This is a genomic window from Nostoc sp. NMS9 (assembly GCF_017114995.1).
Lineage (GTDB): Bacteria > Cyanobacteriota > Cyanobacteriia > Cyanobacteriales > Nostocaceae > Nostoc.
Window position 1 is genome coordinate 236,134 of the sequence record NZ_JABXKL010000019.1, and the last position, 20,225, is coordinate 256,358.

Here is a 20,225-nt window from a genome sequence, read left to right on the forward strand (position 1 = left end):
AGCAAATCGCTTTCTCATCCATCAACAGGAATTTTTATGACCGCAAATTTTGGGGCGTTCGCTAAAAGCGTTGGCGAAGCCATCGCCCCTGAGAGAGGCAACTCACCTCGACTCAGTTGGACAAATGTAGTATTTTTTACTACATTTCATGCTTTAGCACTTCTGGCTCCTTGGTTTTTCTCCTGGCCAGCATTAGGTTTGCTAGTGTTTCTCCACTGGTTATTCGGGAGCATTGGTATTTGCCTGGGATATCACCGACTACTAAGCCATAAAAGTTTCCAGGTTCCTAAGTGGTTAGAGTATGCGATCGCCCTGATCGGAGCGCTGGCTTTGCAAGGAGGGCCAATTTTTTGGGTAGGTGGACACCGCCAACATCACGCCCACACAGAAGATATCAATTTAGACCCCTATTCTGCTCAAAGAGGATTTTGGTGGAGCCATATATTGTGGATTTTCTACCCACGTCCAGAATTTTTTGACTATGACACCTATAAAAAATATGCTCCTGACTTAGCCAGACAACCCTTTTATTGTTGGCTAGATCGCTACTTCTTGCTATTGCAAATACCCTTCGGGCTGCTGCTTTATGCTCTAGGAGGATGGTCTTTTGTATTCTACGGAGTGTTTCTCAGATGTGTCTTGCTTTGGCATTCAACCTGGTTTGTGAACTCAGCATCACACCTATGGGGTTATCGCACCTTTGATGCTAATGATGGCGCTCGTAATCTTTGGTGGGTATCCCTCGTCACTTATGGAGAAGGATGGCACAACAACCATCATACTTATCCCCACATGGCGAAATCTGGGTTGTCTTGGTGGGAAATTGATGTTACTTGGTGGAGCATCTTAGTGTTGCAGACTTTGGGTTTAGCTAAAAAGGTTGTCTCGCGTCCTCCTCAAGGTGCAACTCACGGCTAAATTGCAACCAAATTATCATAAATTTGTTATGCCGATTGCTTCTTGCAGTCGGCTTACTAATTTTTATCAGTAGTATTTCACGGTAAAATCTAACGGATTCAATCACCGTAGTGCATCAAGTGTGAAAACTGACAGCATTTTTTATCGCCTTTTTCAAGAATTTCCTGGGATCTTTTTTGAATTAATTGGCAATCCACCCCAAACGGCAGAGACTTATAAATTCTCCTCAATTGAAATCAAGCAAACTGCATTCCGTATAGATGGTGTTTTTATCCCAACACAAGGAGAAGAAAATCCGATTTACTTTGTTGAAGTCCAGTTTCAAACTGACACAGAAATTTATTCACGCTTATTTTCAGAAATTTTTTTATACTTACGCCAAAATAAACCTCAAAATTCTTGGCGAGGAGTAGTTATCTATCCCAATCGCAGTTTAGATACAGCAGATATCAAGAATTACAGTGAATTTTTCACTAGCCAGCGCATCAGTCGCATCTACCTTAATGAATTAGGTGAAACTGCATCATTGCCAGTTGGAATTGCTACGATGAAATTAGTCGTCGATGAAGAGGAGACAGCAATTATAGCTGCTAGACAGTTAATAGACAGAACCCAGCAAGAAATCAACATCGAACCACAACGGCGGCAGTTACTAGAATTGATAGAGACAATATTAGTTTACAAGTTTCCGACGATGAGTCGAGAGGAGATTGAAGGTATGTTTGGGTTAAGTGATTTGAAACAAACACGAGTTTATCAAGAAGGTAAACAAGAAGGCAAACAAGAAGGCAAGCAAGAAGGCAAGCAAGAAGGAGCGCGTGAACAAAAGTTTAGAATGATACCTTTGTTGTTGAGATTGGGATTGAGTTTTGAAGAAACTGCGAAAGAGTTAGGTTTGAGTCTAGAAGAGATTCAGCAAGAAATACAAAAACAGCCTCCAAGTCAGGATACGTAACCTACAATTACAGCAGAATCCAGAATTCAGGAGCGGAGCCGGAGACGCTCCGCCCCGCTGCGCTAACAGAAGTAAAACAGGCTTTATACTTGGCTTTGAGACTTAGCTTGTGTACCTCACTAACTTGAAATTCGCTGCATCCTTTATCAAAGATTTACCTACATATTCTTGCTATTTTCCATTCCCATAATTTTTAATTTTTTCTATGATTTCGCTCTCTCCTATTCTTCAAGCTAGACTCTCCCAACCCTTAAAGATTGGCTCTTTCGAGGTAAAAAGTCGGGTTCTCCAGTCGCCTCTATCCGGAGTGACAGATATGGTGTTTCGCCGTCTTGTGCGTCGCTATGCACCAGATTCAATGATGTATACCGAAATGGTGAATGCTACAGGGTTGCATTATGTCAAGCAGTTACCCAAAATCATGGAGGTAGATCCAAATGAACGCCCAATTAGCGTTCAACTATTTGATTGTCGTCCAGATTTCCTGGCAGAAGCAGCAATAAAAGCAGTTGCCGAGGGTGCTGATACTGTTGATATTAATATGGGTTGTCCGGTTAATAAAATCACTAAAAATGGTGGTGGTTCTTCATTGTTGCGGCAACCAGAAGTAGCAGAAGCAATTGTGCAGGAAGTGGTAAAAGCTGTTGATGTACCTGTGACAGTAAAAACCCGTATTGGCTGGAATGATAACGAAATTACTATTCTCGACTTTGCCAAGCGAATGGAAGATGCCGGGGCGAAAATGATTACGGTACATGGACGCACCCGTGCCCAAGGGTACAATGGTAATGCCCGTTGGGAATGGATTACCCGTGTAAAAGAAGTGCTTTCTATCCCAGTGATTGGGAATGGAGATATTTTTTCCGTTGAAGCGGCAGTGAAATGTTTAGAACAAACTGGCGCTGATGGCGTCATGTGTTCCCGTGGGACTTTGGGTTATCCGTTTTTGGTGGGAGAAATTGATCGCTTCCTAAAAACAGGGGAGATATTACCGACACCTACACCGATTGAGCGTTTGGAATGTGCAAGAGATCATTTACAAGCCTTGTGGGAATATAAAGGCGATCGCGGTGTACGTCAAGCCCGTAAGCACATGACTTGGTATGCTAAGGGTTTCGTTGGTGCTGCCGAACTCCGAGGACAGCTAAGTTTAGTTGAAAAGGTAGATCAGGGTTTGGCAATGATTGATCAAGCAATTGAAAAATTGGCTAATGGTTATGAACTAGAGGAAGAAGCAGAAGGTAGTTTGGTAATGCTTTAAAAAGTTGATTTTATCACTAGCTTGGGGTGATATTGCTGCTTCCTAAAAGTTACGCGATCGCTTGGATACTACTATTTCAGTTAGGGTTTAAATCTTCTTATGTAACTCTTTTGAATTTTGAATTTTGAATGTTTAACTAGCCAAAATGGAGGCTCACAATGTTAGTTTCCAAACACAATGATGTTGTAATCATCCCCGAAATTCTCTCATTAGAAGACTTCATGGCAAATCCTCCAGAGGGGATGGAGTGGGTAGACGAGCAACTAGTAGAAAAAACAGGGATGACATTAAAACATAGTGAAATTCAAGGCAACATCTACTTTTACTGGAGAAGTTACATCAATTCCAATCAACAAGGCGGGAAAGTTTACACTGAAGTACCTTGTCGTACATATAAACAGGGTCGTCGTCCTGATGTAGCTTATCTAACGCCTGAGTTGGTAACTGAGTTTGGCGATGTTCCCACTTTGCCACAGAGTTTCCCGTTGATTGCTGAGATAATTTCACCCACCGATTTAGCTGAAGAATTATTTCTCAAAGCGCAGGAGTATTTACAGTCCGGTTGTGAGGAAGTTTGGCTGGTATTTCCTGAAAGTCGGTTAGTTTTTGTCATTACTGATAATCAGGTTTGCGGGTTTAAAGCTGGTGATGTGGTTAGCACTCAAAAAGTACTACTGGGTTTTAGTGTAGCTGTAGACGAATTGTTGGGTTGAAAAGGCGATCTATCTAATAAGGATATGAATATTGTTACAATAATGTACAGATAATCACTTATACATATTTGCGACAGACTGCATCGCCTTAGTAATTGCTTCCGCGTTTGTTTGCGCCCTTCTTGTTAATGCTGCTAACTGCGGGTCTGTAGAAAAACCAGTGCAAACAGCATTTACTAACTGACTGTTTACTGTCCCCGACTGAGCTTGTATTGCTGGCATATTCAATCGCTCATTTTTTGTTACCTGCCCGCTTTGATTGGCTTCGATTATCCAAGCGTACTGAATTGCATCAGTACCACAATCAGCCGCCATATATATCCGAGTCGCAGATATGTTTCCTTGAGTGTGATCTATATGCACCCAAAAGCCATAAGCGGAACCACTCGACTGAATATCATTTTTATCAATGGAAAAAATCTCACCTTGCGCTCCTTTGGCTACAGGTATCCATTGACTAGCGATCTGGGCATTAACGGGAAGGCAAACAGCAGAAGGCAAAAGACACAAAGCAATCAATTTCTTAATCACTGCTCTAAGTTAAATTTGATACCTCCATTATCAAAGGCAATCGCGCTCTGAAGCATCGGTAACTTTAGCAATTGATTGTAAAGACTTGAAAAACTCGTTTCAATCCCTAATAGGGATTTTATTGAATTGCAATTTCAAGGTTTAGTTGTGCGAATGAACGAATTCAAAACAAACAGAATAGTCATATCACAAGATGCAAATCGCTGAAAACCACTCCCCATAAGGTGCGCGGATGGTTTGAAAGTACCATTGCCCTCAAAGTCTTGTATAGATGGAGCCTACAGCCTTTTTTGCCCCTTCTCATTTTGTACATCTACCCAGCCGCGCATTTGGTAAGAAAATTAGTCTGATTGGCGATCGCTACCACCATTAAAATAAGCGATCGCCTAATCCTTGCACACCTTAATTTACCAAATCGGGGAACACCTCTTGCACAGCAGGATGCACTAAGCGATGGTTCTGCACGTTTACACCCTTAGCTAATGCTGGATTAACCTCCAGTGCCATAATTCCAAAATTCGCCAACTGGACAACATAAGGTAATGTACTATTATTAAGTGCCTGAGTTGCTGTCCAAGGTACTGCTCCTGGCATATTGGGAACGCCATAATGCACCACACCCTCTTCAATGTATACCGGATTTGTGTGAGATGTCGGGTGTAAGGTTTCTATACAACCGCCTTGGTCAACGGCTACATCAACTATTACTGAACCAGGACGCATTTGTTTGACCAATTCGCGGGATACTAGTATTGGCGCTCTACGTCCTAACACTAAAACTGCACCGATGAGCAAATCGGCTTCTTTAACGGCGGCTTCAATATGAGCAGAGTTGCTGTAAAGCAATTCGACTCTAGAGCCAAAGAGTGTTTCTAAGTAAGATAAGCGCTCGACACTCACATCTAAAATCTGGACACTAGCACCCATGCCTACGGCAATTTTAGCTGCTTCTGTGCCGACAACGCCGCCACCTAAAATTACTACTTTACCTGGTTGAACTCCAGGGACACCGCCCAAAAGCACACCTCTACCACCTTGTTGACGTTCTAAGAATCTCGCCCCAAATTGTACTGCTAGCCGACCAGCAATTACACTCATGGGGGTGAGCAAGGGTAGTCTGTTTGCCCCAGGTTGTTCTACAGTTTCGTAAGCGATCGCAGTTGTGCCACAATCAATTAAATGCTCTGTCAACTTGCGATCAGCTGCTAAATGTAAATAAGTAAATAATATCTGCCCTTTTTGCAAAAATTTATACTCAGATGTTAGAGGTTCTTTGACTTTAACAACCAATTCCCGATTCCAAGCCGTTTCTGATGTGGGAACAATTTCGGCTCCAGCACTTCTGTAGTCATCATCGGAGAATCCAGCACCATTACCTGCTTGTGTCTCGACGAAGATACTATGACCATTTTCTCGCAGTACCCGCACGCTAGAAGGACTTAACCCTACCCGAAACTCTTGATCCTTATTTTCCTTGGGAACGCCGATTTCCATATATCGCCTCTGATAATTTTTTTGTTTAACTGTAGCCTGGCAATCTCAAGCTTGCTACTTCTATCTTTCTAGTTCCGTATTAGAGATAGCTGGATTAGAGATACCTAATTTCTGTTCTAACTTTCTTAATTCAATCTGAGTAGCCCAAACTCTTACCCTTGACTATTGCCCCAGTATTTATACAATATATAAAGAATAGTAACAATTTATTAAAAGAGTGATTGTATAGCTCCCTACTAAGAAGCTATTGCAGAATTTCTCAAGTCATCTTGGCATTCCAGCATTGCAATCAGCTTTTAAGTTAACTTGACTTTTCAACGTCATCTGAAAAATTCAAAGTCTTTTTCCTTCTAAGAGAGAGATTTAGAGAAAGGTTTTCCAGATACCAGGAAAAGCAAGTAGCGATTATACCCACTTTCTGCGACTTCTACCAGAAGTCTGATATCAAGTCCCATCTGCCAAAAATAAGGTTTCTTAAAAGATGACACAAACACAACCAACAATTACACCTAAACTAGCAGAGCCGAAATTTGGCTTTAACGAATACGCCGAACGCTTGAATGGTCGAGCTGCAATGATTGGCTTTGGTTTACTGCTGGTGATTGAATATGTCACCAATCAAGGGGTGCTATCATGGCTGGGTCTGAAGTAGTGCCATCAACAAGCACAATCTTGAAGTTGTAAGCTAGTAATTAAAAGAGTTTCAACCAGCTGGAACAACCAGTTGGTTTTGACTTCAATAATTGATAGCGGAGTAGTTTGCCCTACATAGATTAATTATACTTATTCATAAATAACTGCCCTAGAATGTAAGCAAGAGAGGAATCGAAATACCTATTAGTGATTGAAATATCATAGACTTGCAACTAGTATATGCAAGGCGATTGATGAGTAAATTTCCTCCCCTACTAAAAAAATCATAAATTAGTGTCTGCCTTGAATGAGAAAGGCAAATTATGGGTGAGGTATTCTTGGTAAATATACACAAAAGGTGAACTGGAACCAACCAAGCTGTGATGAATGCTGTATTACCTCGTTTTTTGAAGTCAACCTACCGAAAAGAGCCACTAATCAGTGTATTGATGACAATGGGTGTTATGGATGCCCTGATTGGCGGATTGAATGATAGCTGGTCGTTGTTTGCTTTTGGTTTGGGAACGGCAGGGATAGCGCTAGGCTTTAAGTTGTGGCGTCTCCAGCAGCGTCGTTCTTTACCAGAGGAGCCTGTAGTGCAACATTATTTGCCCTCTCGTTCTTCTAGTGCGCCTTTACCAATGTTAAGCGTTTCTAAGAAAAAACCACCTCTTTAAAATGTGCAGAGTTATTTCAGTAATAACTCTGCAAAATTTATTGGGTTTAATTGTATCTATAAAAGTGAGGAAAAAGAGTGAGTAGTGAGGGAAGAGGTGGCGGTAATTTTCTGCGGCCGTATATTATCCTGGCATTTATGGCAGCTGTTGCCCTTCCAGTGATTACCAGGGAAGGGTTTTATATTCATCAAGCTCATGCTGCCATTGAAGTAACACCAAACTCCCCAGGTAACACTAACTTTGCTAATGCTCAACTACTTTACACACTCATCGGACATAACGGAACCATTAAATCCCTCGCTTTCACTCCAGATAGCAGAATTCTTGTGAGTGGAGGTGCAGAAAACGAGGGTGTAATTCGCCTGTGGAATTTAGCAAAAGCCAAAAAGTTGGCGACTATTAACAAAGCGCACAAAGCAGCCGTAGAATCTTTAGTGATTTCGCCAGATGGACAAACCCTCGCTAGCTGTAGTGATGACAATACGATTAACCTCTGGAGCCTGAAAAATTTAAAATTTAGCCGCTCTTTTGTCGGACATACCAGTAACGTATTATCTTTAGCTGTGTCTCCTGATAGTAAAGTTCTCGTCAGTGGAGCTTTAGATGGGATTCGTCTCTGGGATTTGCTACAGCAGCGGCCTCTAGGGACTATAGTACGCTTTGATAATTTGATTTATACTCTCGCTATTAGTCCTGATGGACAGACCTTGGCTAGTGGTGATAATAAGGGTGTAATCAAGCTGTGGAATTTGAGTACTGGTAAATTAATCAGTGAATTGGCAGCTCATTCTAGTGCTGTTAGCGCTGTGATCTTTACACCAGATGGACAAACATTAGTCAGTGCTAGCCACGATCGCACCATAAAACTGTGGAATATTAATACTGGAGAATTAGTCCGCACCCTTGCAGGACATAATAACTGGGTAAATGCGATCGCTCTTAATCCTGATGGACAAACTCTTGCTAGTGCTGGTAGAGATGGAATTAAATTGTGGGATTTAACTACAGGCGAGTTAATAAATACACTGAGTGGACATACAGACTGGGTAAGTGCGATCGCTTTTAGTCCAAATGGTAAAATTCTTGCCAGTGGTGGATTCGATCGACAAATTAAGATTTGGGGGATTCCAACAAAACGTAATTAACAGCGATCTCACAAAATAATCGTCAAAGAGTAGACTATATCCCCGACTTCTGAAAAGAAATTGGGGATATCATGTTGACCGAAAACGAAAAGGATACAAGCCCCTAAATTTATTTATGGGTGTCTTTAATTTTGAATTTTGAATTTTGAATTCGGAGCGTACCCCTTTGGGGAAGCAAGCTACGCGCAGCGTCTCGTAGAGAAGCGACGTGACGCTCCTTTCAAGGCTTTGTGAATCGCCATAGCTCAAATTCTCACGTCATGTAGAAAGTCACGCTATCACTAACGCCGAAAAATTCCCCCAATCATTTCCCGTATCTGCTAAACTTTGGTCTTGCCTTTTTAGAGTTTTTGTAGTAAAAAATCAACCAAAGCTCAGATCAAATTTTGCTATAACTAGTCAAAATCAATGATGGTAGCAACCAATAACGATCCTAAATCTTGAAGAACTGTGAATACTTGATGAAAATACAGCCGAACTAATATCTTATCCAGCAAATTACTGTAAGTATAAACATAGGTAATTTAAAATCATCTGTGCAGTTACTTGCCCTCTAGATCGGAACAATTTCTGAACTTAGACAATCTTAGAAATGGTCATCGTCAGTAAATGCACTCAGTTAAAAGTCACGAACTCGTTTGAAGTCAAGGTTTGTAGCGCTTAACCGCTATTTTAAAGGTAGGATAACTTGCTACTTAAATGATGTTTAATTTTCCCGAACTGCTTTTGATCCCCATTTCGATAGAATGACTAGGCAGAACCCTAAAACTAAAAACCGCTTTTGACTGCGACGCTCATGAATCAACTGAACAATGGTTTTACGCTATTTTTAAGTCTGCTAGTCGAGGCGATGCCTTTTTTGCTTCTTGGGGTTTTATTCTCCAGTTTGCTGCTGTTTTTTGTTGATGAGCGCAAACTAGTAGAAAAAATGCCCAAAAATCCGCTGTTGGGTGCTTTAGTTGGCAGCATGATCGGCTTTTTGTTTCCGGTGTGTGAGTGCGGGAATGTACCGGTAGCGCGGCGATTCCTGATTCAAGGAGTACCCACACCAGTGGCAATTGGTTTTTTGCTAGCAGCACCAACAATTAACCCAGTTGTAATTTGGGCCACTTGGACAGCATTTCGAGATCAGCCAGAAATAGTAGTCTTACGAGTCGTATTTTCCCTAACAATTGCCACAATTATCGGGTTTGTTTTCAGTTTTCAAAAGGACTTAAATCCCATAGTCCAACCTGCGATCGCTCGTTATATGAAGTTTAATCCACCCGCACAGCCTGAAACCAAACGCCGTGGTAAGCGTTACCAAGGACAACAGGAAGAAACAGTACCAAATCTGTTGCAATCGGGGACTTATATCTTAGGAGGAAAAGCAGGTATACCTCTACGGATAGATCCTAATTTAGTACTGCCTACCTCAGTCTCTACTGCTGATAAACCGCTGGCAGCTAAACTGCGCCTAGTTGTGGATAATAGCATTCAAGAATTGCGGGAATTGGGCGGAGTAATGGTTTTAGGAAGTGCGATCGCTGCTGCTATTCAAGTCCTAGCTCCCCGTGAATTAATTCTCAGTTTGGGTGCTGGGCCCATTACCTCAATTGTGGTCATGCTGATATTAGCAGTAATAGTATCAATTTGTTCTACAGTCGATTCTTTCTTCGCCCTATCTTTTGCCTCGACCTTTAGCAGCGGTTCATTGTTGGCATTTCTGGTGTTTGGGCCAATGATTGACATCAAAAGTGTTGGTTTGATGTTATCGATTTTTAAACCCAAGACCATCTTTTACTTATTTGCTTTAGCAGCACAATTGACATTTGTCTTCACTCTTTTCCTGAACTTGCACGTCTTTTAAGAAAATATTTGTCATTAGTCATCTGTCCTACCCTGCGGGAAGCCGCTGGCGCGTCTATGTCCTTTGTTTAATGACCAATGACCAATGACCAATGACCAATGACCAATGACCAATGACTAATGACTAACAAAAATCCCAAATCTAAAATCCCAAATCTGTTACTCCCTTGGCTGGATGCTCTAGCAATTACTGCTTGGGGCATTTTGATGTTGAAATATTGGCTAACTAATAAGTTGAATCTGTTGATTCACCCAAATTACTTTTGGTTAGTGATTGTGACTGGTATCAGCTTCATCATTATTGGTTTGTTCAAGATGCAGGAACTTTGGCAACGGCGTCGCCGTGATGTGACGCCAAACACCCAGCATATTAGTTTATTTCCCCCCGGTTGGGGCAGTGCTTTATTGTTGACTACAGCGATTCTAGGTTTTATGATTACACCGCAAGTTTTTGCTAGTGACAAAGCACTCCAAAGGGGGGTGACGACTGATCTATTGGGAAGCACACGTGTCAAACCCCAAGCCTTTCGAGCTACTGTTCGTCCAGAGGAGCGATCGCTTGTAGACTGGGTACGCACCGTCAATGTCTATCCTGAACCAGATACATATACAGGACAAAAAGTCAAGGTGCAGGGATTTGTGATTCACCCGCCCGATATAGGAAAAGAATATTTGTTTTTAGCACGATTTGTCTTAAGTTGCTGTGCAGCAGATGCTTACCCTGTGGGATTGCCCGTCAAACTACAAAATAATCAAGAGCTTTACTCTGCTGATACATGGCTAGAAGTAGAAGGACAAATGGTGACAGAAAATTTGGCAGGTAAACGCCAACTTACCATTGCCGCTACCTCTCTCAAAAAGATTCCTCAACCCCAGAATCCTTATAGTTATTAGTCATTTGTCATTTGTAGATGCCCCATGCCCCATGCCCAATGCCCAATGCCCCATAACCAATGACTAAATCTAAAGCATTTATCCAACCACTGGATCGTATAGCGATCGCACTAATGCTACTGCTGAGTGTGCTGATTGGGTTAATCATCTTGCAAGGTGATGTGGTAACTGCTCGTGTCCGGGAATTTACTTGGCAAAATCAACAAATTGGGGCAGAAGATAATTCCTTCACCCTCACCTTCAGCCGCCCAATGGAAGTAAAAAGCGTCGAGGATAACTTGAAAATCGAGCCACCCCTAGCAGGTAAATTCAGTTGGGCAGGGCGGCGGATGGTTTATACACTGGTGACACCAGCACCTTATGGCACAAATTATAAAGTGCAGTTACAAGGAGCTAAAGATAAATTTGCGGAGCAAGAGGGCAAAAATCGGCTGATACAGCCCTTTACAGGTAGCTTCCGTACACGCGATCGGGTCATCCTTTATATCGGAACCGATCGAGAAGAACAGGGACGGCTAGTTCTTTACAACTTAACCCAAGAGCAAAAAAGGGTACTTACCCCCAAAGACCTAATAGTAATTGACTTTGAGTCATTTCCTAATGGAGAGAAAATTTTATTTTCTGCTCGCGCTGCAAACAATCAAGACTTACTTTCAGCCCAACTGTATACAGTGACAACAGGCGTTTCTGCTAAATCTGGACAGAAAGCAGAACCAGAAGGCAAAGTTGACCTGACTTTAGATAGTAAAGATTATCAAAACCTGAAATTTGACTTATCACCTGATGGGCAAACTATTGTCATCCAGCGGGGAAATAAAACTAATCCTGGTGACTTTGGACTATGGTTTATGCCAGCAACCAGTGATGCTTCAGCAGAAAAACCCACCCCCAAACGTCTAAAAAGCCAGCCGGGAGGAGACTTTATGGTGACACCAGATAGTAAAGCCGTAGCAGTTGCTCAAGGACAGGGAGCAGCGATTTTACCACTGCAAGGTGATGCCAGTAAACCTTTGGATTTTCTACCGCAGTTTGGTTTGGTACAAGCTTTCTCCAAAGATGGCTCTCAAGCAGCGATGGTAAAGTTTAATACAGATTACACGCGGGATTTATTTTTGGTGACAAACCAAGGTGTGCAGAAACAACTATTAAAAACAACAGGTTCAATTCTCAGTTGCCAATTTGACATCGCCTCACCCACGCTCTACTGCTTGCTAACACAGCTAGTATCCAAAGAACAATACATAGAACAGCCATATGTGGTGGCAATTGATCTGAAAACTGGGCAACAGAAACCACTGTTAGTGTTGCCTCCCGCTCAACGGAATGTGCAAATGAGTTTATCTGCCGACGGTTTGGGCTTGTTATTTGACCAAGTAGTACCGCAGACAAACACGACAGCATCATTACCCACAAACACTTTGAAAACTGATGATGGAGATGTTATTGCTACCAGTAGCCTGTGGTTAATGCCTCTGTTGCCCATCGCTGATGCTGCGACTGTTGAAATTAGACCAGAACAACTCCCCTTAGCCGGATTTCATCCCCGATGGCTACCTTGAGCGAATAATTCGTAAGTCGTAATGACGCTCGTGACGCTCGATGACTCGCTAACGTAATTCGTAATTCTGAGTAGCGATTGCCTGAACGGGAGTATAACCTAGTGTGACTTGAAAGCCAGCCTATAACAAGCTTTTAGATATTGTCTCGTTCCCAGTCGGAGACTGGGAATGCCGTCCTATAGGCCTCCGCCTCCCTTGCTGGCGGCTCTGCCGCCAGGAGCAGCATTTCCAGCAAGAGGCTGGAAACGAGGTTTTAAAAGAGTTTCAGCTTAAGTTGACACCAATGGGCATTGCCGTGCCCCTACTGCCATATATTTTTTGGCGAGAAAAAGAGGCGAGACTAGCTGTTTATCGCTGTCCAAACACCGGTTATCTGATCTTGTGTGTAGTTGGGCAAATAGTGAGACAATCCGTTTTTAGCTATTTGAGCGATCGCATTTATAAAGCGATCGCAATCTTCTAATGTATTATATACAGCAAGGCTGGCTCGGATAATACTAGGAATGTTACGTCTAATTCCTCTATCTACTTCCTGAGCAATCTCACAGTCTTGCTCGTCTAAAACATTCTTGAGTTTGCGAATGTATTCATAAGTGCAGAAAGCCCCAGCCCGAACGCCAATGCCGTATTCTTATGCCAAAATTTCTGCTACTAAGCATCCGTCAAATCCATCAATATCAAAGGGAATAACATGGGCTAAATTATCTCCGGGAATATGTATTTTGACACCAGGAATCAGCCCAAGCCGTGTATATGTAAATTCAACTAGAGAGTGTTCATACTGAGCAATGCGATCGCTTAGGATTAGAGAATTATCATTGAAGAGTAAATATTTGTACGGATGTCTATATTTAAGTACTCAATAAGGCATTACAAAATGTATTTCAGGAGACAATCATAATTTATCTCTTAAGACAGATGCGATTATAAAAAATAAAGTATAAGGTTAGGCAGTTTTTTCATCTAAAAAAACTTCATCAGCCAGCCAATACAGTTTAATTTTTAACGTATCGGGTTTCTCCTCTCTCTCGCCTATCCTCAAAGGCGGCCAGAGTTCCCCTTCTACCTCTTCTTGACGGGGCAGAGCATCATAGTGTTATAACGGCATCAGTCTAGATACAAAATGGGGAACATCAATTGATGATTAATTGCTGGTGCTTGGAGAGAGTTAAACTTAGCTTCTAGAGCAAACCCTGATTAGACACAGTTTATAAGCAATGCTAATGCCAGCACTGCTGAATATTTTTAAGCAGGTGAGTCAAGAGTGATGAATGAAGCTGACACCTCAAACAAGGGAGCTGTGATGGAATCCCTAAATTCTGTCAATTCGCCACAATCAGAGCAGGCGAGTTGTCCTTTTTACTCAGTTGTGCCTAATGACAATATGACAGTTAGAAAACTGCCACTCCTCATGCCAGCTGAAGATACACAATTTTTACAAGATACCACCCAGCAGGACTGGGTTGCAGAGCCTGAAAGCGGCAAACAAGCACTTATTGACTCGGAATTTCAGAACCTGCTGGCATTGAACGAAGAATTACGTGCGGCTAATAATAACTTGTATGAACAAGTGGAGCAGCTAAAAGACAACCTAGCTGAGTCAGAAAAGGTTTTGCAGTGGCAGAAAACGCGTTCTAGCGTTAGTGAGTCGATGCTCAACCAACACACTCAGGAACTAGCTGCGGCTCAAGAACAGATAAAATCTTTATTTCAACAATTAGAAACTGCTGTACAAACTGTTCAACGTCAGGAAATTTTCACTGATACTTATAAAGCACAGCTACAAATTAGCCAACAACGCCTTGCCCAGTTAGAGCGAGAATGTACGTTGCTACACACTAATAACAACGAACAATCTCAGCAGTTATTGCAGTCAGAAAATGTTTGTCGGGAATTACGTACTAGACTGATGCGACAACAACGCCAGACGCTGCAATTCAAAGCAGCTTTGGAAAAATGTCTAGATACATCGGTTCCTAGCTATGACTCCTTAGAGGATGCTGCAAAACATCCTAAAGACATAACTAGTAGCCAAGGAAGATTTTCTAGAAAAGCTCGGTCTTTGTTTCCTAACGCACAGCCAATTCAACCTTGGTCAGCAGAAGAAGAATCCTTAAGTAATGATCTAGATAATTCTTGGGGTGAACCCTCAGCACCAATCCCATTCCAAAGAAATGAAGCCCCTGCGACACCGCCATCATCTCCTTGGAACTGGACAGTTAAGAAAGACACGCCAACACCAACACAACCCACGCCATCTCCAGAAGTTGATGATTCTCCAGATACAACTGAAGTGGTTTCACCTTCGGGTTCATCAAATTTAGATCAGCAATTAGATAGTTTAATCCAAATGTTTTTCACCTCCCAGCCTGCATCTATATCACCACCACCTGCTGCGAAAACAGATGTTAGTGATGCTCCTATTTGGGAGACTTTAGCAACAATCTTAGAAGACGATGAGGAACTAGAAAATCCACAGGAGGAACATTTGGAAGCAGAAATTAATCCTCCTGCAACTACGTCTACTTCTTGGACGACGGATTCTGTGCTTTCACCAGCCAATGACTTACTGGTTTCCTCCACTTCACCTCACACCGAAACGCCTGTTGGAGAAACTGAAGACTACTGGTCAGAAGTTTCACAATTATCAGCAAGTGATTTGTCCTCAGAGTCATTAGGTGATAACACCAATGATGACAATTCACCTTCACCAGTAGTTTATCCCCAGCGTCCACCCAAGGGGCGTAAATCATTGGCATCTGTAGAACTGCCGAATTTTCGCCCCAAGAGTTAGGAGTTGGGAGTTAGGAGTTAGGAGTTAGGAGTTAGGAGTTGGGAGTAAAGTGATTAATGCCCAATGCCCAATGCCCCATTCCTAATTCAGAATCCTTGCTTCTGACTTCGGAATTATGGCTTCTGGGTTTGATTTTGCCACCTGACTTGGCGATCGCGGTTTGCCTGTGGCGATCGCATAATTAATTGCCAATAACCACAGCCACAAGCCTGGATTCCGGGGTTCTAGCCAAAAACCTACCCGGTTTAAGAAGCGCGAGAACCACGGACTTAATAAAGCACTAATCAGGGCATGACGACCGAAGTTGAAATAACTACCAAGCCATCGCACTAAATCTCTAGGGCCAGCAAGTTCCCAAATCCATAAAAGCAAGGCAGGATTTTTCCTAGCTGCTTTTAGTGCTAAACGGTTAAAGGTTAACCAATCACACCGATCTTTGATGAAGTTATCTGCCACCTCTGGCGGTTCGTCTGCTAACAGCCCAAAAAAGGTATTGAGCATGGCGTTAATCCGTTGCGGTGGTAAAAATTTCCCAGTGGGCACCATCATGCCTTTGGAAAATAGCCAAGTCACGGAAACGTTGCTTTGGTAGGCGCGAATTTGGTTCAAGTGGCGGAAACTCAACAAGTCATGTTTGAGGGCAGTATCCAACAGCGTTGTTAAGCGCTCTAAGTTGCGAACTAGGGAACCAAAACCGGTGAAGACGAGGGGAGACTGGAGTGATGCCGCATCACCGATCGCAATCAATCGATCGAAGGCAACTGTGCGATCGCGACTTCCCACACTAAAATGCCCTGGTATATACCCAAATGTCGGCTTCTTCCACACCAATTTGTCCATATCGCACCTGCGATACTCTGGCAAAATTGTGAAAAAGTCCTCGTACATCTCCAGCAAGGAACCAGGATTTTCAGCATTGACTTCGTGGTAATGAAATAAATAAATCGTCAGTTCATCATCTGCTGCGGGAAACAATTCCCAAATCAACTGCCTTCCCCGCGAAATATCCCCATGACTGTAAAGAACGTCCCCATATTGGGAATCCCATACCCCTGGCTCAAATCCGCTCTCAATTGCCGCTCCCACTGTTGGACAGACACTATCAAATGCACGACCACCGTTTAATTGCCAAGCGATGGGGGACGCAGTTCCCATTGCATCTATTAGCAGTCGTCCACTTACTTGCTTCTCAATCTGACTGGGCAAGTGCTTGACTTGCAAAACTACTTGTGATATATCAATATCTGCACGGATAAATTCTGTTTCATCCCAAATTTCACCACCTGCCGCTTGCAGTTTTTGCCCACACATTTGGAGCCATTTTTCGGAATCCAAGCCTAAATTTAGGACTGTGGGTGTGTGGAGTACGGGCGATCGCAGTTTGGATGGATTATTAGCATCAAAAAATTTATTGAATCCGTCTTTGTATTCCCTGGCAATGATGGTTTCTAACTCAGCGGGGGTGACTAAACCCAAGTTAACTAAGCTTTGAATCTCGTCGCGCGAAATATTCCATTCTCGGTTCATCCGACCAAAGGGCATTCGTTCCACCAGCAAGACTTTATATCCGAGTTTTGCCATCAGTGCTGCATGGATTGCGCCTAGTGCGCCGCCAATATAGATGATGTCGTATTGGGCATGGGACACAAGAGGCAGAGGGGCAGAGGGGCGGAGGGGCAGAGGGGAAAGACTTCCTGCACCTTCTCCCCTGCTCCCCAGCTTCCCTGCTCCCCTGCTCCCCTGCGAAAACACTACTTGACGCGGCTGCTGCGGATTCCGCACTCCTTCGCGCCATCGTTTTTCCCACCAATAGGCACGAGTTAGGTCATATTCACCGTTGGGCATTTTCTGAAAATACTTGACGGTAAGGGGGTAAGTCGAGCCTAGTGCGGCAAATATTGATTGCTGGGATAAATCAATTGCTGGCGGTTCTGGGTAATGATGCGGAAAACGGCTTCTGATTTCCTTGGCCAAGCGTTGCAGAATTTGTCCTTCACTGGGAAAAGGTTGTTCTGCCCAGCGAAACACTTTCAGATAGGTAGTTCGTTGCACCGACCAGACAAATACCGAAAGTTCTGTAGGCAAGTTTTGGGAAAGACTCACTCCAGGAAATGTAGTAGCACTGGGTATTTGAAGGCGAAAACCTTCTGAGGTAAGGACTTTTTGTCCATTTCCAGGTTCAAAATCTGTTTGTAACCAACTACGCACAGTTTCTATATCTGGAGTTGGAACTTCTAAATAAAGTATTTCTTTCATTTTTTCCTGACATCTCCCATCAATCTACTCACTAAGACAGATTTTCTTAAGGCATAAAGTAAGGTAAACTCCGCCCTATTAGTTTCGTAAAGATTCAGTGAAGAAATTTTAAGAGTTTGTCAAATTTATTGTTCATTTTGTATTTCTGTAAACCCACGCCATGAATTATCCCATTCCAGACAGTCCCCAAGAAATTATTGCTCTGCGACAACAGCCGATTGATGAAGAACTAGTTGCCAGTGCGATCGCTGGAGTAATTAAAATTGTCCGCGCCCAGGGTCAATCTTTGGAAGAATTGACTGCTCAGTTGTTAGCAGACGATCCACTGCTGGATCAGCAACAACGCCGCTGGTTAAGCCAATTAGTTGCCCAATCCTGGGAAAAGTTCTCCTAAAACCTTGTGTATGATGAAGTTTTGGTCGCAGCATTAGATTTCTAGGTCTGTACCTAAATATTGGCGATGCCTGCGGCGGGCTGCGCCTACGCATTTTCGGTATACAAGTAATAATAATGGTCAGTATGGGATTGGCAATTGGGTTGCTATTTTTGCGTTCATGGCACAGAAGCCACTAAATTAACCATATCAGCGTTTTACATTGCTTATGAATTTTACAATGTTCTGAAACAGAAAGACCTCTGGCGCAAAGTAGAGGTCTTTTTTTTTGGGAGCAATCTTCGTGCTGTTTGAGCAACGCCTCGGCACATAACTTCCGTTGAGCGATCGCTAACTAAGTAAGTAAAAATAAATACAACTATGCTACAAATCCATTTGAAAACCTTGACAATGAATAATCGTAGTTAGCGGCTCTAGCCATTTAAAATCTTATGCAGAGCGATAAATCGCTTACTACGAACAAAAGTTTTATCTTAGATTTAATTATGTCTACCTACTTATCCACTGACGATCGCTTTCAACCCATCAACCTTTTTGAGTACGAAAAGCTAGCAAAAAAACATCTGTCTCAAACGACACTTGATTACTATAGCAGTGGTGCTTGGGACGAAATCACATTGCGAGATAATCGTGCTGCCTTTGAACGAGTCAAGCTGCGACCTCGGATATTAGTCGATGTGAGCGATCGCAATCTAAGTACCTCTATTTTAGGACAACCCCTGCAACTACCTTTGTTAATTGCACCAATGGCTTTTCAATGTCTAGCCCATCCAGACGGAGAAGTTGCCACGGCTTTAGCTGCTGCATCAGCTGGTGTGGGTATGGTGTTAAGTACAATGGCAACAAAAAGCATTGAAGAAGTGGCGACTGCATGTCATCAGTTTCCAGATTCTCTAAGATGGTTCCAGCTTTACATGCATAAAGACCGAGGATTAACTCGTGCTTTGGTAGAAAAAGCCTATAAAGCAGGCTACAAAGCACTTTGTCTAACTGTAGATGCACCTGTTCTCGGACAGCGTGAAAGAGATAGACGTAATGAGTTTGCCTTACCCCAAGACTTACATCTGGCTAATCTTGCTAGTATCTCAGGGCTAGATATTTCCCATGAAAAAGGCGAATCTGGGTTATTTACCTATTTTGCCCAACAGCTAAACCCAGCAGTCACTTGGGACGATTTGGAGTGGTTGCAGTCTTTATCTGGGCTACCTTTAGTCATTAAAGGAGTTTTACGCCCAGACGATGCTGTGCGGGCTGTAGAATATGGAGCCAAAGCAATTGTTGTTTCTAATCATGGTGGCAGACAACTCGATGGTGCGATCGCTTCTTTAGATGCCCTCGCTGAAATAGTAACCGCAGTGGATAGTAAAGTAGAAGTGGTGTTGGATGGAGGCATTCGTAGGGGCACAGACATTCTCAAAGCTCTGGCATTAGGAGCAAAAGCAGTACTGATCGGACGACCCATACTGTGGGGACTAGCGGTAGCAGGACAAATCGGCGTATCTCATATCATCTCACTGCTGCAAGATGAGTTAAATGTGGGAATGGCCCTTAGCGGCTGTGCCAAAATACAGGATATTGACCCTAGTTTATTGAACCTGCCACGCCTTTAAGTTGGAGATTCTTAAAATTGTTATTCCAGCAAAACTTTGAGAAATAATTTTCAGACTTGTTACAAAATCTCTTAATTTAGAGTATATTAGTTAAGGTTAGATATAGGGGCGGGTGGCGGAATTGGTAGACGCACCACACTCAAAATGTGGCGGCCTTACGGTCATAGGAGTTCGATTCTCCTCCTGCCCACTACCAAACAACTGCTAAAGAGGTTAAAAACTTATGCGCCTGAAAAGATGGGAATCTCCCCGTAAAGAAGGCAGAAATGATAAAGGTAGAGGCGGTTCTGCTAGGAAGCGTCAACTGAAAAAACAAAGGCAAATGTTACGCCAAAGACTTAAAGAAAGTAACAAGTCAGACAATAATAAAAACCAGAGAGCAGGGAAAGATAAATTTATCTTTCCCTTATTTTTTGGGCTTTTATTTCAGAAAAAATAAAATCTAGAGATTTTTCATCAATAGACCCGTCCTAAAACTTGCAAGCCAATATTTACAAGGCTTTGAGACCAATCCTTGCAAATTCTCTTTAAACGTAACAATTA

At 42.7% G+C, this 20,225-nt stretch carries 18 protein-coding genes and 1 tRNA gene; 16 read left to right on the forward strand and 3 right to left on the reverse strand.

What is annotated here, in order from left to right; genetic code table 11:
• The first annotated feature begins 36 nt into the window (after positions 1 to 36).
• The 4 genes from HWQ40_RS07940 to HWQ40_RS07955 all read left to right on the forward strand — a co-directional run bounded on the left by HWQ40_RS07940 (position 37) and on the right by HWQ40_RS07955 (position 3,847).
• Positions 37 to 918 carry an acyl-CoA desaturase gene (locus tag HWQ40_RS07940; protein WP_292776321.1) on the forward strand — a complete coding sequence of 294 codons (882 nt, stop codon included), beginning with the start codon at positions 37 to 39 and terminating at the stop codon, positions 916 to 918.
• A 121-nt stretch (positions 919 to 1,039) separates the two neighbouring features.
• Complete coding sequence (locus HWQ40_RS07945) at positions 1,040 to 1,873, forward strand: Rpn family recombination-promoting nuclease/putative transposase (protein WP_292776323.1); 834 nt, start codon at positions 1,040 to 1,042, stop codon at positions 1,871 to 1,873.
• Positions 1,874 to 2,078: 205 nt separating this feature from the next.
• Positions 2,079 to 3,134, forward strand: a complete 1,056-nt coding sequence (dusB, locus tag HWQ40_RS07950) for a tRNA dihydrouridine synthase DusB (RefSeq protein ID WP_292776325.1) — start codon at positions 2,079 to 2,081, stop codon at positions 3,132 to 3,134.
• Positions 3,135 to 3,292: 158 nt separating this feature from the next.
• Entirely contained in the window at positions 3,293 to 3,847 is a 555-nt protein-coding gene (locus HWQ40_RS07955) for a Uma2 family endonuclease (protein WP_292776327.1), read from the forward strand.
• A gap of 54 nt (positions 3,848 to 3,901) precedes the next feature.
• Here HWQ40_RS07955 and HWQ40_RS07960 read toward each other — a convergent pair whose 3' ends face one another.
• Both HWQ40_RS07960 and ald read right to left on the reverse strand, forming a co-directional pair.
• Positions 3,902 to 4,378: a surface-adhesin E family protein gene (locus tag HWQ40_RS07960; protein ID WP_292776329.1), complete on the reverse strand. Its 477-nt coding sequence runs from the start codon at positions 4,376 to 4,378 to the stop codon at positions 3,902 to 3,904.
• A gap of 402 nt (positions 4,379 to 4,780) precedes the next feature.
• Positions 4,781 to 5,872, reverse strand: coding sequence for an alanine dehydrogenase (ald, locus tag HWQ40_RS07965; protein WP_292776331.1), 1,092 nt, complete (start codon positions 5,870 to 5,872; stop codon positions 4,781 to 4,783).
• Between the two features lie 481 nt (positions 5,873 to 6,353).
• Between ald and HWQ40_RS07970 the strand changes: the two genes are divergently transcribed.
• The 8 genes from HWQ40_RS07970 to HWQ40_RS08005 all read left to right on the forward strand — a co-directional run bounded on the left by HWQ40_RS07970 (position 6,354) and on the right by HWQ40_RS08005 (position 15,422).
• Positions 6,354 to 6,524 (forward strand): hypothetical protein, encoded by a 171-nt coding sequence (locus tag HWQ40_RS07970; RefSeq protein WP_292776333.1) that lies wholly within the window; start codon positions 6,354 to 6,356, stop codon positions 6,522 to 6,524.
• Between the two features lie 364 nt (positions 6,525 to 6,888).
• Positions 6,889 to 7,182 (forward strand): hypothetical protein, encoded by a 294-nt coding sequence (locus tag HWQ40_RS07975; protein WP_292776335.1) that lies wholly within the window; start codon positions 6,889 to 6,891, stop codon positions 7,180 to 7,182.
• Between the two features lie 77 nt (positions 7,183 to 7,259).
• Complete coding sequence (locus tag HWQ40_RS07980) at positions 7,260 to 8,327, forward strand: WD40 repeat domain-containing protein (protein ID WP_292776337.1); 1,068 nt, start codon at positions 7,260 to 7,262, stop codon at positions 8,325 to 8,327.
• A 796-nt stretch (positions 8,328 to 9,123) separates the two neighbouring features.
• Positions 9,124 to 10,176 (forward strand): permease, encoded by a 1,053-nt coding sequence (locus HWQ40_RS07985; protein ID WP_292776339.1) that lies wholly within the window; start codon positions 9,124 to 9,126, stop codon positions 10,174 to 10,176.
• Positions 10,177 to 10,295: 119 nt separating this feature from the next.
• A complete protein-coding gene (locus HWQ40_RS07990; protein ID WP_292776342.1) occupies positions 10,296 to 11,069 on the forward strand; it encodes a TIGR03943 family protein in 774 nt (257 codons plus the stop codon).
• Between the two features lie 59 nt (positions 11,070 to 11,128).
• The gene (locus tag HWQ40_RS07995) at positions 11,129 to 12,628 is read left to right on the forward strand and encodes an Ig-like domain-containing protein (protein ID WP_292776345.1); all 1,500 of its coding nucleotides are present in this window, start codon (positions 11,129 to 11,131) and stop codon (positions 12,626 to 12,628) included.
• A gap of 283 nt (positions 12,629 to 12,911) precedes the next feature.
• The gene (locus HWQ40_RS08000) at positions 12,912 to 13,091 is read left to right on the forward strand and encodes a hypothetical protein (protein WP_292776348.1); all 180 of its coding nucleotides are present in this window, start codon (positions 12,912 to 12,914) and stop codon (positions 13,089 to 13,091) included.
• An 804-nt stretch (positions 13,092 to 13,895) separates the two neighbouring features.
• The gene (locus HWQ40_RS08005; protein ID WP_292776350.1) at positions 13,896 to 15,422 is read left to right on the forward strand and encodes a hypothetical protein; all 1,527 of its coding nucleotides are present in this window, start codon (positions 13,896 to 13,898) and stop codon (positions 15,420 to 15,422) included.
• 81 nt (positions 15,423 to 15,503) lie between these two features.
• On the opposite strand, the gene HWQ40_RS08010 is transcribed toward HWQ40_RS08005, so the two are convergent.
• A complete protein-coding gene (locus HWQ40_RS08010; protein ID WP_292776354.1) occupies positions 15,504 to 17,678 on the reverse strand; it encodes a flavin-dependent dehydrogenase in 2,175 nt (724 codons plus the stop codon).
• 160 nt (positions 17,679 to 17,838) lie between these two features.
• Between HWQ40_RS08010 and HWQ40_RS08015 the strand changes: the two genes are divergently transcribed.
• From HWQ40_RS08015 to HWQ40_RS08030, 4 genes are all read left to right on the forward strand, one after another.
• On the forward strand, positions 17,839 to 18,072 hold the full coding sequence (locus tag HWQ40_RS08015) for a hypothetical protein (RefSeq protein ID WP_094349603.1): 234 nt from the start codon (positions 17,839 to 17,841) through the stop codon (positions 18,070 to 18,072).
• 485 nt (positions 18,073 to 18,557) lie between these two features.
• Positions 18,558 to 19,682, forward strand: a complete 1,125-nt coding sequence (locus tag HWQ40_RS08020; RefSeq protein WP_292776360.1) for an alpha-hydroxy acid oxidase — start codon at positions 18,558 to 18,560, stop codon at positions 19,680 to 19,682.
• Positions 19,683 to 19,788: 106 nt separating this feature from the next.
• Positions 19,789 to 19,872, forward strand: a tRNA-Leu gene (locus HWQ40_RS08025).
• Positions 19,873 to 19,905: 33 nt separating this feature from the next.
• Positions 19,906 to 20,121 carry a hypothetical protein gene (locus HWQ40_RS08030; RefSeq protein WP_292776362.1) on the forward strand — a complete coding sequence of 72 codons (216 nt, stop codon included), beginning with the start codon at positions 19,906 to 19,908 and terminating at the stop codon, positions 20,119 to 20,121.
• Positions 20,122 to 20,225 lie beyond the last annotated feature (104 nt).